The organism is Nocardia sp. NPDC058519 (genome assembly GCF_042719755.1).
GTDB lineage: Bacteria > Actinomycetota > Actinomycetes > Mycobacteriales > Mycobacteriaceae > Nocardia.
Genome location: NZ_JBHXNK010000043.1, coordinates 43,006 through 56,299, shown reverse-complemented (window position 1 = coordinate 56,299; position 13,294 = coordinate 43,006). Strand labels below are relative to the sequence as shown.

At 67.2% G+C, this 13,294-nt stretch carries 10 protein-coding genes; 4 read left to right on the top strand and 6 right to left on the bottom strand.

Annotated elements, in window-relative coordinates:
- Positions 1-629: 629 nt before the first annotated feature.
- From ACFWPK_RS31795 to ACFWPK_RS31785, 3 genes are all read left to right on the top strand, one after another.
- On the top strand, positions 630-1,571 hold the full coding sequence (locus tag ACFWPK_RS31795; protein ID WP_378922071.1) for a ParA family protein: 942 nt from the start codon (positions 630-632) through the stop codon (positions 1,569-1,571).
- Between the two features lie 39 nt (positions 1,572-1,610).
- The gene (locus ACFWPK_RS31790; protein WP_378922069.1) at positions 1,611-2,642 is read left to right on the top strand and encodes a ParB/RepB/Spo0J family partition protein; all 1,032 of its coding nucleotides are present in this window, start codon (positions 1,611-1,613) and stop codon (positions 2,640-2,642) included.
- A gap of 80 nt (positions 2,643-2,722) precedes the next feature.
- Positions 2,723-3,448: a GNAT family N-acetyltransferase gene (locus ACFWPK_RS31785; protein ID WP_378922083.1), complete on the top strand. Its 726-nt coding sequence runs from the start codon at positions 2,723-2,725 to the stop codon at positions 3,446-3,448.
- 58 nt (positions 3,449-3,506) lie between these two features.
- On the opposite strand, the gene ACFWPK_RS31780 is transcribed toward ACFWPK_RS31785, so the two are convergent.
- From ACFWPK_RS31780 to ACFWPK_RS31755, 6 genes are all read right to left on the bottom strand, one after another.
- Positions 3,507-4,718, bottom strand: a complete 1,212-nt coding sequence (locus tag ACFWPK_RS31780; protein ID WP_378922067.1) for a peptidoglycan-binding protein — start codon at positions 4,716-4,718, stop codon at positions 3,507-3,509.
- A gap of 133 nt (positions 4,719-4,851) precedes the next feature.
- Positions 4,852-5,184 (bottom strand): thioredoxin, encoded by a 333-nt coding sequence (trxA, locus tag ACFWPK_RS31775; protein WP_056822621.1) that lies wholly within the window; start codon positions 5,182-5,184, stop codon positions 4,852-4,854.
- A 41-nt stretch (positions 5,185-5,225) separates the two neighbouring features.
- The gene (gene trxB / locus ACFWPK_RS31770) at positions 5,226-6,212 is read right to left on the bottom strand and encodes a thioredoxin-disulfide reductase (RefSeq protein ID WP_378922064.1); all 987 of its coding nucleotides are present in this window, start codon (positions 6,210-6,212) and stop codon (positions 5,226-5,228) included.
- Between the two features lie 317 nt (positions 6,213-6,529).
- Positions 6,530-7,297: a hypothetical protein gene (locus tag ACFWPK_RS31765; protein WP_378922062.1), complete on the bottom strand. Its 768-nt coding sequence runs from the start codon at positions 7,295-7,297 to the stop codon at positions 6,530-6,532.
- Between the two features lie 96 nt (positions 7,298-7,393).
- Positions 7,394-7,990: an RNA polymerase sigma factor SigM gene (sigM, locus tag ACFWPK_RS31760; RefSeq protein ID WP_378922081.1), complete on the bottom strand. Its 597-nt coding sequence runs from the start codon at positions 7,988-7,990 to the stop codon at positions 7,394-7,396.
- Between the two features lie 298 nt (positions 7,991-8,288).
- Complete coding sequence (locus ACFWPK_RS31755) at positions 8,289-12,071, bottom strand: murein biosynthesis integral membrane protein MurJ (protein ID WP_378922060.1); 3,783 nt, start codon at positions 12,069-12,071, stop codon at positions 8,289-8,291.
- An 888-nt stretch (positions 12,072-12,959) separates the two neighbouring features.
- Between ACFWPK_RS31755 and ACFWPK_RS31750 the strand changes: the two genes are divergently transcribed.
- Positions 12,960-13,253 carry a hypothetical protein gene (locus ACFWPK_RS31750; RefSeq protein WP_378922058.1) on the top strand — a complete coding sequence of 98 codons (294 nt, stop codon included), beginning with the start codon at positions 12,960-12,962 and terminating at the stop codon, positions 13,251-13,253.
- The last annotated feature ends 41 nt before the right edge of the window (positions 13,254-13,294 follow it).

Genomic DNA, 13,294 nt, shown 5'->3' with positions numbered 1-13,294 from the left:
TAGCCACCGTTGCTTGCTCCTTCGTCGCCTACGCAACGGCGGCTAACCGGCGACCCGGCCGCGACCGGCCACTTCGTGGCCGCCGCTCCCTAGGGGTCGCGGGTGGGGGCTGGGAGTGTGGTCATGGCAGACCTGGTGTGTGCGGTGTGACTGCGGTCTTGGGTGTGTTCAGTGTGGCGGGGGGAGTGGGGTGGATGGTTTCACGTGGAACGCGGACTGTTGTGCGCTGCGGAGATTGGGCCGCGGGATGCAACCGACTGATTTCCCGAGGACATGGGTAACTCCTCAACCACCTCCCAATGGCTACCCGCATCACGTGAGGCCGAAGGAGAACAGTCGCGCTACCGGACGGCACGCTGAAGGCTCGGAGAGGCGGAATGAGCGTGTCCTTCTCGGCGTGCCGCGATTCAGCTTTCCTAACTGACTTAGGGCTGGCAAGCTGTCAGAGTCGGGCGGGAGTGAGCCACCCTCCTCGAGTCTTCGAGTTCTCCACCGACACAGTTTGTTTGTGACGACACGGCGCCGACGCTCGTCGGGGATACGTGATCTGAAGTTTCTCGGGTTAGGAGCAATCTATGTCGAGCGGTCCGGCGAATGTTTCACGGGAAACAACGTCGCGGGTCCCGGGGATGCTGGATTCCAGCAACTTCGACGCGGAGACGTTCGGGAATACTCCTTTCGGGCATATCTCCCCGGCCGAGACCCCGATCGCGGCGGAAGCGCAACGCGCCAGCCAGATTCTGCATCCAGGAAAGGTCAATGTGCCGAAACCTCGCGAGCAACGGATCATCACTATCGCCAACCAGAAGGGCGGCGTCGGTAAGACGACTACGACGGTCAATCTCGCTGCGGCGCTAGCGCACCAGGGAATGACGGTCCTTGTGGTCGATCTTGATCCGCAGGGGAACGCGAGTACGGCGCTGGGCGTCGCACACAACTCGGGTGTGCCGTCCAGCTACGAGCTGTTGATCGGCGAGGTGACGGTCAAGGACGCGATCCAGGTGAGCCCGCACAGCGAGCGCCTGCTGTGTGTTCCGGCCACGATCGATCTGGCCGGCGCGGAGATCGAACTGGTCTCGATGGTCGCCAGGGAAGGCCGGTTGAAGACCGCGATCCGCGAGGCGGGCATGGTCGGTTTCGACATCGATTACGTGCTGATCGACTGCCCGCCCTCGCTCGGCCTGCTCACGGTCAACGCGCTCGTGGCGGCCAAGGAGGTGCTGATCCCGATCCAGTGCGAGTACTACGCGCTGGAAGGCGTGGGTCAGCTGCTGCGCAATATCGGGCTGGTGCAGGCGCACCTCAACCCGGAACTACACGTGTCGACCGTCCTGCTGACGATGTACGACGGCCGCACCAAGCTGGCCGACCAGGTTGCCGAGGAGGTGCGCAACCACTTCGGCGACGTCGTCCTCAAGTCGATGATCCCGCGCAGCGTGAAGGTCTCGGAGGCGCCGGGCTACGGGATGACCGTGCTCGATTACGATCCAGGCTCCCGTGGTGCGATGAGTTACATGGACGCGGGACGCGAGCTCGCCAGTCGTGCGCAGCTGAAGCAAGACGCGTCGTAGCGTGAGCGTGAGTTGGAACGAAGAAGGGATCGGTAGCCGATGAGTCAGGCGAAAAAGGGCGGTCTCGGTCGCGGGTTGGCCGCATTGATCCCGACGGGTCCGGCCGTGACGCCGGGCTTGAGTAGTGCCGCGGCAAGCGTGATCGGGATCAATCCGATCGGCCCGCAACCGGCCGAGGCATTCCTGCATCGGGTTCCGGATGCCGAGCCGGAACCCGAGCCCGAATCCGATCTGGTCTCCCCCGGCGGCGCGGTGTACCGCGAGGTTCCCGCGGACCTGATCGAGCCGAACCCGAAGCAGCCGCGTCAGGTCTTCGAGGAAGACGCACTGGCCGAGCTGGTGCACTCGATTCGCGAGTTCGGTCTCATGCAGCCGATCGTCGTGCGCCGTATCGAACCGGGCGTCGACAAGTTCCAGTTGGTCATGGGCGAGCGCCGCTGGCGCGCCTGCCAGGAAGCCGGACTCGCCACCATCCCGGCGATTATCCGCGACACCGACGACGGTTCGATGCTGCGTGACGCGCTGCTCGAGAACATCCACCGCGTGCAGCTGAACCCCCTCGAAGAGGCGGCGGCCTATCAGCAGCTGCTCGAGGAATTCGATGTCACCCACGAGGAATTGGCTTCGCGAATCGGTCGATCCCGGCCGGTGGTGACGAATATGATTCGTTTGCTGAAACTGCCGATTCCCGTGCAACGTCGGGTGGCCGCCGGGGTGCTCTCGGCCGGACACGCCAGGGCGCTGCTCGGCTTGGATGCCGGCGCGGACGCACAGGAAGTACTGGCGGCGCGGATCGTCGCAGAGGGGCTGTCGGTTCGGTCTACCGAGGAAGCGGTGCAACTCGCGAATCGCGAGCCCTCGCCGACCGCTCCCCCGGCACCGAAACGCAAACCGATCCACATGCCGGGACTGCAGGATGTTGCCGAGCGACTCTCGGGGTCTTACGACACCAGGGTCACGGTCAGCCTCGGTAAGAACAAGGGCAAGATCGTTGTCGAGTTCGGTTCGGTCGAAGATCTCGAGCGCATCGTGGCGCTGATGGAGCAAGTCGGCCCCGAAACGTCACTGTGACTGAAAGAGGCGGCACGTACTGTGGATAGTGATGTGGCGTGAGCGTGGATGAATCCGACAGCTGGAGGCTGAACAGAGCGGTGTCGACCAGCGTCACGGCGTTGACTCTCGACGGGCTCGGTCAGCTCCCGGCGCACACCCGGCGGTGTGTGTTCTGGGAGCTCGACCCGGCCGTCGCCGCTGACTCGCACGCGTTCAGCGATCCGGTCTTCGAGAAGGAAGCCTGGCTCTCGACGGTGATGCTCGAATGGGGCTCGTGCGGGCAGGTGGCCCACGTGGACAACAACCTCGCGGGCTGCGCGCTGTACTCCCCCCCGAGTGCGGTGCCGCGGTCGGCACTGTTCCCCACCTCCCCCGTGAGCCCGGATGCGGTCCTGCTGACCACGCTGCAGGCCGAATTCCCCTACGACGAGGCCGATGTAGCCCATCGCCTTGTTCAGGCCGTGGTGGCCGATCTGGTGCGTCGTGGCGTGCGTGCGCTGGAGGCGTTCGGCATTCGCAACGGCCCACCGTCCAGTTCGGTGGCCGATCGGGGCTTCGGATCGTCGATGCGGCTGATGGAACGGATCGCGGCGCCACTGCGCGACCCGTCGTCGGCGACGAGGTGCACTCCCGAAACCTGCATGATCGACGCGGATTTCCTCGCCGAGGTCGGCTTCGAAGTGGTGGCCCCGCATCACCGCTTCCCCCGCCTGCGGCTGGAGCTCAACTCCGATCACGGCTGGAAGGAAGACGTCGAGCGCGCACTCGACCAGCTGCTGGCGGCTGCCTCGATGGAACCGCCGTCGCGCGTCGGCGCACTCTGACCCGAGACAACAAGAACGGCCCCGCGAGAAATCGCGGGGCCGTTGGTCTTTGCAGGCGCTAGACGCGCGGGGCGGGAACGTGGCCCGCGTCGGCGGCCGCCAGTTCTTCGGCGAGCAACTCGGCGAAGGTGTAGGTGCCGGTGGGCTGGTCGTCCTGGCCGAGTAGGTAGAGCCGCTTCACCGAGATGAGAATCGCTTCGGCGATCACGTCGCGCATGCGCGGGTTGGTGAGCACCGAGGCGTCGTAGTCGTTGGTGAGGTAGCCGAGGTCGACCTGAACGGTCGGCATCTTGGTCAGGCGCAGCAGGTCCCAGGTGCGCTGATGAGTCCGGCAGTCCTGCACCGAGGTTCGGGCCACTACTTCGCGCTGGATGAAGCCGGCGAGTACCTGACCGATCATCGACACCGAACCGTGGGAGTTGCCGAAGTAGAAGCCGGCCACCCCCTTCGCCGACGGGTTGTCACTGGTCGCGCAGCGCAGCGAGATCATCAGATCGGCATCGAAGGCGTTGGAGGTATCGGCGCGTTCGACATCGGTGGGGTTGGCGCCCCACGGCCGGGACAGGAAGGTTTCCATGCCCGTCGCGGCCATCCGGCCCTCGAGGCGGGAAGCCAGATCCCACAGGATCTCCGACTCGAAGACGTCGCCGAATTCGGTGGGTACCGCGAAACCCTTGTCGGTGCCGCCGAATCCGGGGTCGATGACGATCCGCTTACCGGTGAGCTGCGGGCCTGCCCGGTGCACCACTTCTTCCTCGGCGATGCGGTGCGGGTTGCCACCGGTGACACGCGCGCCGAGCAGATCCAGCGAGCGCAAGGTGTCGGGTCCGCAGATACCGTCGGCGGACAGACCGATCTCGCGCTGGAACGCGCTGAGACCGTCGTGGGTGTGCGGGCCGAAGTGCCCGTCCACCCGGTACACGTAGAAGCCGAGATCCTGCAGCTTGCGCTGCAGGGTGGCCACGTCGTCACCGTAGAGCGGTGCCGACAATTGGTAGATCAACGTGCGAGCACCCAGCCGGTAGGAGGCTTCCTTCAGCGCGCGATAGGTGGCCGGACCGACCACCCCGTCGACGAGGAGACCGCGCTGCTGCTGGAACGCGCGGATCGCCGAATCGAGGGGCCGATCGAACACCGCCTCGGTGTCTTTCCAATACTCCGGGACGTCGGTGGATTCGACGTGTGGGAGATGCAGGAAGCCGAGGCTTGCGAGGGTGCTCCGAACCTCTGCGACGGCTGGTCCTGAATCGCCGTGACGAAGTCGGTGCATGCGTGAGAGCCCTTTCCTTCGGCCGGAGCGTGGCGTCAATTGTCGCAGACCCGGGCCGCTTTGCGGGAATCCCGGGTCCAGGCATCCTACGGCGCGTCGGCCGGTAGGAGACGCTTTTATCGGATGCTCTGTGTTAGATGAGGCCGTCGAGCTCGCGCAGCAGTGCGGCCTTGCCCTTGGCACCGACGATCTGCTTCACCGGCTTGCCACCCTGGAACAAGATCATCGTGGGCAGCGAGAGGATCTGGTAGTCGCGGGCGATGCCGGGGTTGGCCTCGGTGTCGAGCTTGGCGATGGTCAGCTTGTCGGCGTGGGTGCCTGCGATCTCCTCCAGCACGGGGGCGACCATCTTGCACGGGCCGCACCAGTCGGCCCAGAAGTCGACCAGCACCGGCTTTTCACTGAGCAGGACGTCATCAGCGAAGGACTGGTCGGTGACGGTGATGGTGTTGGCGCTCTCGGCCATGGGTGTCTCCTCGACAGGGGTGGAACTCGAAATACTCGAAATCAGTTGGTGCGCACGGCGGCCGGGCCGTCGGCGTGGTCGAGCGTGTTGGCGGTGATGTCGCCCTGCTCGGCGAGCCAGCGCTCGGCGTCGATCGCGGCGCGGCAGCCGGTACCCGCGGCGGTGATCGCCTGCCGGTAGGTGTGGTCGACGAGGTCGCCCGCGGCGAACACGCCGGCCACGTCGGTGGCGGTACCCGGATCGGTCACCTGCACATAGCCTTCGCCGTCGAGTGCGACCTGGCCCTTGACGAGTTCGCTGCGCGGGTCGTGGCCGATGGCCACGAACAGCCCGGTCGCGTCGAGCTCGGACTCCTCGCCGGTACGGGTGTCGCGCAGGGTGAGGCTGGTGACGCTCTTCTCACCGTTGACCTTCACGACCTCGGAGTTGAGCCGGAACTTGATCTTCTCGTTGGCCTTGGCGCGCTCGAGCATGATCCGCGAGGCACGGAACTCCTCACGGCGGTGCACGACCGTGACGCTCGCGGCGAACTTGGTGAGGAAGGTCGCTTCCTCCATGGCGGAGTCACCGCCACCGACCACGACGATGTCCTGGCCCTTGAAGAAGAAGCCGTCGCAGGTGGCGCAGGCGCTCACGCCGCGGCCGAGCAGGTCCTGCTCGCCCGGCACGTTCAGGTAGCGCGCGGCCGAGCCCATCGCGAGGACGATCGCGTAAGCCTCGAAGGTCTCGTCACCGACGGTGACCTTCTTCACCGGACCGGACAGGTCGATCGCGTCGACGTCCTCGGTGCGCAGCTCGGCGCCGAAACGCTTGGCCTGGTCGCGCATCTGTTCCATGAGGTCGGGACCCATGATGCCGTCGCGGAAGCCGGGGAAGTTCTCCACGTCGGTGGTGGTCATCAGGGCGCCACCGAACTGGGTGCCCTCGAAGACCAGCGGCGAAAGCTCCGCGCGGGCGGCGTAGACGGCCGCCGTGTAGCCGGCGGGTCCTGAGCCGACGATGATCAGGTCGCGAACTGGCGTGCTCATGGGGCCCTTCCGAAAAAGCAATGTGGGGACGTGTCGATTAACAACAGCCTAAACGGTGTTGTTCCCACAGCACGTCGGTGCTGCCCACAAGTGGTGCAAGGCGCACAAACAAACAACCAAGTACACAACCTGGTCCGAGTAACCCTGATATGTCCCTACCCGGAGGGGCCCGCCCCGATCTGGACTGACCGGAGGGTGCGACGAAGGAGTACCCGGAGGGAGGGAAGATCGGGGGCCCGAAGGGCCCCGACTCGAGCGCGTCAGCGCTCCAACAAACACAGCAAGGTACACCGCCCCTGGCCCGGTTTTACCTGATGTCAGCCGATGTCGCGCAGGGTCAGCTGTTCGGGGGTTCCGGTGGTACAGCCGGTGCCGACAACGAGAGCGGTGATCGTCGGGGCCTCGGCGCCCTGGACAAGGACGAGGACGGCGTCGGAGCCACGAAAGGTGATATTCGACGCTCCGAGCACCGCCCGGTCGATGCCGTTGGCTTGCACACAGCGGGTGAGGGCGGCGTCGTCGGCCAGCGGCCCGATCACATCGCGCTTGCCCAGTGCGCGCAGTGCGGCGGCGGTGGTTAGTTCGTCGTCGGGGGCCGCCGGTTCGGTGAAGGGCGCGGCGGTGGGGGTGCCCTCGGTGGTGTCGAGGGTGCTGAACACGGCACCGGCTCCCGCCAGGACGGCCACCGTAGCGGCGGCCGCGGCGAGCAGCCCCAGTCGGCGCCGGGAGCGGTATCGGTCCAGCGAGATCGGGGCCTCGTCGGCGGTTGGTGCGGGCGGCTCGGCGGCCGACGTCTGGGGAACGGCCGATAGCGGTGTGATTCGGTCGGTCGGCCCATCCCCCGCGTCGAGCTGGGCGACGAAACGGAACATGCGGTCGGCCACGTCGTCGGGCATGCGGTGCATGACCCGCTCGTCGGTGGCGAGCGTGCGGAGGTGGGTGTTCACCTCGTCGAGCTTGTTCAGGTAGTGCAGCGCGTCTACGTCGGTGCGGACCACGGGCCACAGTTGCTCGCACAGTTCGGGCGCGAGATTGTCGGCATGCAGATCGGCCAGCAGTTCCGACGGGAACGGAGGCTGCGGCACGGATCGAGACACCCTCGCACCTCCCCTGTTCTGTCGATATCGGATCGCAGGATTTACATCGCTGACTTGTTCGTCACTGTTAATGACGCATCCCGACTACATCCGGTTCCCTGGATCCCGGAAAAATTCCAAACGTTCTTGCAAACGTACGCGCGCTCGGGCGCATCGGCTCTTGATCGTGCCCGGCGCCACGCCGAGCGCAGCGGCGGTTTCGGCGACGCTGCGACCTTCCATCTCGGTCATCACCAGGGCCAACCGCTGTTCGTCAGGGAGGGTGAACAACGCCTCGCTCACAACGGTGGACAGTTCGTAGTGAGCAAACGCATCATGCGGGTCGATCGCCTCTGGCATGGTGTCGGGCAGGATCGAGACGGCGCGACGGGTCTTGTTGCGCCGGATCCGGTCGAGGCAGGCATTGACCACGATCGCGTGCAGCCAGCTGCGCACCTCGGATTCGGCGCGGAACGAGCCTGCGGTGCGATGGGCCGAGAACAGCGCGTCCTGCAGGCAGTCGGCGGCGTCCTCGCGGTTGTAGGAGGTGCGCAGCGCGGTCTGCCAGAGATGGTCGGAATGCCTGCGCAGCAGCTCGGCGAAGACATGCGGTTCCCCGCGCACGTGGGCGGCAAGCAATTGCTTGTCGCTGCCGTTCTCCAGGAACGAGCGGACGCTTGGCGCGACCTGCCGCGGTGGCACACCGCGGACTTGCTCGTTGACATCCGGCGACAAAACTGACCCCTTGGACAGCGCTCATTACGGCGACTTCAAGTCGGCGAAACAAGGCCGATCCATCACCTGACTACTACGCGGCATCCAGGATCGACGTCGACAAATCCTGGGTAACTCCCAACCGAGAGCGCGCAGGGATCATATCGTTGATAACAATTACGCACCAACCGGACCGCGGTTCGATGAAGATCGGCAACGGGCCCAGAAATGATCGACCACCTGCGTCGATGCGGAGGTGGGAGGGGTGCGGTCCGGGTTTTACGGACTAAGGTGCCGCGTCGAAGCGGACGTCGGCGATCGCGGTCTGGAACTGACCGCCCGAGTTCGCCAGTCCGGTAATCCACACGAGCACGAAACGAGCGGCCTGATCGGTCTGCACGGCGATATCGGTGACCCCGTCACCGAGCTTGGCCGAGCCGATCAGCTGGGTCTGGTCGAGGGTGGGCGCCTCGGTGGGCGAGGTGCGGATCTCGACGGTGCTCCCCGCGCTGGGGGAGGTGATCGACACATTGGTCAGCTTCGCCGGTGTCGGCAGCGTGGCCAGCAGTCCCACGCCCTTCTTGAGGGCGGGGAACTGCTGGAAGTACTGATCGGTGCGCCACACCGTCGTCGCGTTGTGGTCGAGCACCGCGCCCGCCGCCGCGGCGCCGTCGGGCGTGCCCTCCGGGGAGAACACCGCGGCACCGGTGACCGGCACCGGCACGCTCGTCGGCGGTGCCGCGGGGTCATCGGCGGGCGGTGCCGACGCCGCGGGCGGCGCCACACTAGAGGTGAGCCCGATATTGATCTGCTGGTCAAGCGGCTTGTCCGACGCGCCGGGCGCGAAGATGCTGACCATCCACCAGATCAGCACGCCGACCACCAGCGCGGCGAGCACGCCGAGGGCGACCATGATCCACATCATCCGCTTGGAGCGTTCCCGCTCGGCCGCGAGCAGTTCCGGGTCGGCGAGCGAATCGGCACCGGGGGCAACCGCCCGCTGACCCAGACGTAAGACCGGAATGAAGTCGGTCTTCTGGTCGACGACCGAGGCCTGCTCGAGCACGTGCTGCACGGTGGCAGCGGTGCGAACGCCCTTGTTGGATTCCAGCGAGCGAACCGCGACGGCCGAGATCTCGAACGGCACCTCCGGCCGGATCTGCCGCGGTTCCACCGGGGTGCCGTCGGGCCCGAAATCGGCCAGCCGCAGCCCGCCGATGGTGGCCGCCGAGCCGGTGACACCGCCGACGCGAATCGGCCAGCGCGCGGTGATCAGGGCGTAGAGCATCGCGCCGAGGCCACGGACGTCGCCTTGCGCGTCGGAATCGCCGAGTGTGCCGGGGAACGCGAGGACGGCGTCACCGGAGGCACTGATCCGGATCCGATCGGGGTGATCGATCGACAGCGAGCCGCCGCCACGGTGGGCGAGTTCGGCCGCCGAGGCGAGTGCCCTGATGGCCCTGGCCGCGCCGATCGGCGACGGCACGGTCTCGGCCATCTCGCGCAGCGAACGGCCGGGGGTCCACTCGGCCACGACGATGCCGCCGGAGCTGCCGCGAACCACATCGAGGACCCTGGCAAGGCCCGGCGAATTGATCCGGCCCAGTCGCAGCGTGCGCGACAACACCGCCTGCGGGCCGTCGTGACCGGAGTTCTCGCTGGAGGTCTGATCGGCGTCCACGAAGGTCAGCGCGACCTCGCGATCGAGCTTGATATCGAGTGCCTGCCAGAACTTCAGCCCGCGCGCACCGCCGTGACCGGCCAGCAGCCGGTACCGGCCACCGGCGACCGACGCGCCGGGGATGAGCTTGGGGCCGCGCTGACCACGGTTGGCCGCGGCGCTCGGGGGCACCTGCGGTGGGATCGGCAACATGCCGGTGTCGTATGTCGGATCGTGCGGCGGCATGGCCGAACGCGCGTCTTCCTCGTGCGTATCGCCTTCGTCTGGCGCGTCGGTATGCTCGGAATCCGTCGAGTTCGGCGCATCGGGCCCGACCTCGGTGGACATTCCTGCTGCCGCGCGCGCCGCAGAATCAGCGGCCGGGACGCCGCCCACCGCGTCATCGCTCACCCTCGGTCCTCCTTCGGCCTGAAAACCCGTGTCGGTCTGCGGAACAGCGTACGGGAACTGTGCTTTACCGGTGCTGTCAACAGCGCCCGGTCGAATGACGGGAAGCACCATGGTCTGGGTGTCCAAAGACTGCCCGTATGCGGGGAATCCATAGGTATCGGGACGGCGCAGGACGGTGGTCGCGTAGATGTCGTCTGCCGGGGTGTCGTCGAGTCCGAGATCCGGCGCGGGCGGGGTGATACCGAGCTTGCGCGAGATCGCGACGGTGATGGCGACGACCTCGGGGATACCGGCCAGACGCATCAGGCCGAACGCCACCGAGAACATGACCAGCGAATCGATGACAACGCGCAGCAACGAGCCCGCGCCCCCCGAGACGCGGTCTAGTCCGGTCACCGTATCGACGATCAGCATCACCGCGCCGCCGGCGATCGAGGCGAGCAACACTCTGGTCACAGTTCGGCCGACATTGACCATGCGCAAGTCGCCGAGGCTGCGGTGCAGCAGTACGCCGCCGATCACCGCGCCCGCGGTGAATCCGAGGCCGGTGGCGACACCGAGAACGATCACCACATCGTCGCTGTTGCGGGCGATGACCGGTGCCAGTGCCGAGATCAGGATCTTGATCGTCGTGATGCCGAGGATGATCCAGGTCGGTGTCCACGCCTGCTCGCGCGCGTAGAACACCCGCAGATGGATGAGCACGAGCGAATACGGGATGAGCGAGAACGCCGACCAGCTCACGGCATCGCCGAGCCGTTCGGCGTCCCCGGCGAATCGCGCGTAGCCGTAGAGCGCCTGGCCGATCTCCGGGCCCGCGAGGGTCATGAATGTGACGATCGGGATCATCGCGATCATCGTGAGCCGGGTGGCGACGGACAGGTCGTCGACCACCGCGGGGGTGTCGTCGTCGGCGGCGCTGCGGCTCAGCCTCGGCATGATCGCGGTGAGCAGGGTTACCCCGATCACGCCGTAGGGCAGCTGCAACAGCGCCCAAGCGTTGGCGAAGATCGCGGGACCCGCCACGTCGGCCTGGGAAGCGATGTTGTTCGCGACCACCAAGCCGACCTGGCTGATCAGCACGTACAAGATGATCGCGATGCCCATCTTGCCGAACTGCTTGAGGCGCGCGTCGACACCCCACAGTGGACGCAAGTTGATCCCGTGCCTGCGGATCGCGGGCAGCAGACAGAGCGCCTGTGTCGCTACGCCCGCGGTGATACCGAGGCCGAGAACCAGCAGTTTCGGATCGCTCATCCGCACCGGATCGAGGGTGATCTCGCCGGGTGTCAGCGCGTAGACCGCCAGCACTGTCAACGCGACCACATTGTTCATCACGGGGGCCCACGCACCCGGCTTGAACGCCTGCCTGGTGTTGAGGATCGCGGTGAACAACGCCGACATGCCGTAGAAGAGGAGCGCCGGTGCCAGTAGGTAGGTCAGCGCGACGGTCAGGTCCGTGTTCACCTTGCCGTCGGCGGAGACGAGCACGTGACCGGCCAGGATCGGCGTGGCCGCCAAGGTGAGCACGGTGGCGATGAACAGCACGGTGAAGGCCGCTGTCACCAACCTGCGCACGAACGCGGCACCGTTGTCGGCGTCCTCCTGCTCGGCGCGAATCAAGGTCGGCACGACGATGGCGGTCAGCACGGCGCCGAGGACGAGCTCGGCGATCATGTTCGGGATCAGGTTCGCGGAGATGAACGCACTGGCGATGGCCGGACCGAGCACCGTCAGCAGCAACAGCTGCTTGGCGAACCCGGTGATCCGGCTGATCAGCGTGGCGACCGCGATCGAACCCGAGTCCTTGAGCAGCTTGGCATTGGCGCTCATCGGGGCCTTGCCCGCTTCTTGCGCCGCAGGTTCGGCGGCCACCTTCTTCGGCCGGGCGATGACCTGAGTCCGCTCCGCAGACCGATCAACAGCAGGCGAACCGCCCGCTCCCGGCCTGCGGTCGCGGGATCCCGCACCTGCCCGCGCGGAATCCGCAGCGGGCATCCCGGGGAAACTTCCACGCGGGGGCACGGGTCGCCCCTGCTCCGGTGGACTCTGCCGCCGCCCACCGGCCTGATCGGGTCGATCCTGTCTCGGAATGGCGCCGGACTGCGCACCACGCGGCGGGACGGGGCGTTGCTGGGGGAACTCGCCCGAAGGGTTCGGGCCGGGCCGCCGTTGGGCGAACCCGTCCGGTCCGGCGCCGGGGCGTTGCTGTTGCGGGAATTCACCTGAACGACCGGCGGAACCCGGGCCGGGGCGTTGCTGTTGCGGGAACTCACCTGAACGACCGGCGGAACCCGGGCCGGGGCGTTGCTGCTGGGGGAACTCACCCGAGCGCCCTGCGGAACCGGGCGCGCGGCGTTGCTGTGGAGGCGCGGGGCGACCGTCGGGGCCGTATGCCGCTGGGCGCGGTGGCTCGCCGGGGCGGCCGGCAGGGTGCTGTGGTGCGCCGGAAGGACCGCCTACGCCGGGGCGCTGGGGCGGTACAGGACGTTGCTGCTGCGGGAATTCACCCGAGCGATTCGCCGGGCCGGGTGGCTGTTGACGCGGGTTCGGGACCTGTCCGGGCCGTTCGCCGTGCGGCGGACGTTGCGGATCCGGTGAGCGATAGCCGCCGGGCGGTTGGGGCGCGCCTTGCCTGCCCGGTCCTGGGCGGTGTCCAGCGGGCGGTTGGTCCGGTCCTGGGCGGTATCCGGGCGGCGGGGGTTCAGGGCGATAAGCCGGCTGACCCGGCGGCATGGCGGGGCGGGGGGTGCGCTGACCGGAGGGCGGCGCCGGTGCGCCAGGGTCGGCGGAACCCGGCCGGTATCCGGTCTGTTCGAAGGGCAGGTAACCGGCCTGGCCCGGTTGCTCGGGCTGCGGTCCGGCACCGGGGTGACGAGGCATCGCATGCGGATCGAACCCCGGATCACCGGGCCGGACCGGCGGACGCCCATCTCGGGGCGCGGCGAAGTCGGGTCGATGACCGGGTACACCAGGGCGCCGATCCCCGGGTCGATCCACGTGTGGCACAGCCTCGTCGTGATCAGCGTCCTGCCCGGCCGTCATCCCGCGTTCCCACGGCGCGCTGGGGGCCCGGCGCAGGGTCGGGTCGTCGTCGTGGTCACGCCGATGAGCGGAATCATCGTCGCCCATCATGCCTCCTGTACCCGGCGTAACCCGCGAATCCCGCCGGTCCGATGAGCGTTTCGCTCACCAGTGCCACTCTCGTCCTTGTCTGTCAT

Bases quoted from the DNA above. Each gene is read 5' to 3' on its own strand.
- ACFWPK_RS31795 (WP_378922071.1), top strand. From the start codon at position 630: ATGCTGGATTCCAGCAACTTCGACGCGGAGACGTTCGGGAATACTCCT.
- ACFWPK_RS31790 (WP_378922069.1), top strand. From the start codon at position 1,611: ATGAGTCAGGCGAAAAAGGGCGGTCTCGGTCGCGGGTTGGCCGCATTG.
- ACFWPK_RS31780 (WP_378922067.1), bottom strand. From the start codon at position 4,718: ATGCACCGACTTCGTCACGGCGATTCAGGACCAGCCGTCGCAGAGGTT.
- trxA (WP_056822621.1), bottom strand. From the start codon at position 5,184: ATGGCCGAGAGCGCCAACACCATCACCGTCACCGACCAGTCCTTCGCT.
- trxB (WP_378922064.1), bottom strand. From the start codon at position 6,212: ATGAGCACGCCAGTTCGCGACCTGATCATCGTCGGCTCAGGACCCGCC.
- ACFWPK_RS31755 (WP_378922060.1), bottom strand. From the start codon at position 12,071: ATGCCCGCTGCGGATTCCGCGCGGGCAGGTGCGGGATCCCGCGACCGC.
- ACFWPK_RS31750 (WP_378922058.1), top strand. From the start codon at position 12,960: ATGCGGATCGAACCCCGGATCACCGGGCCGGACCGGCGGACGCCCATC.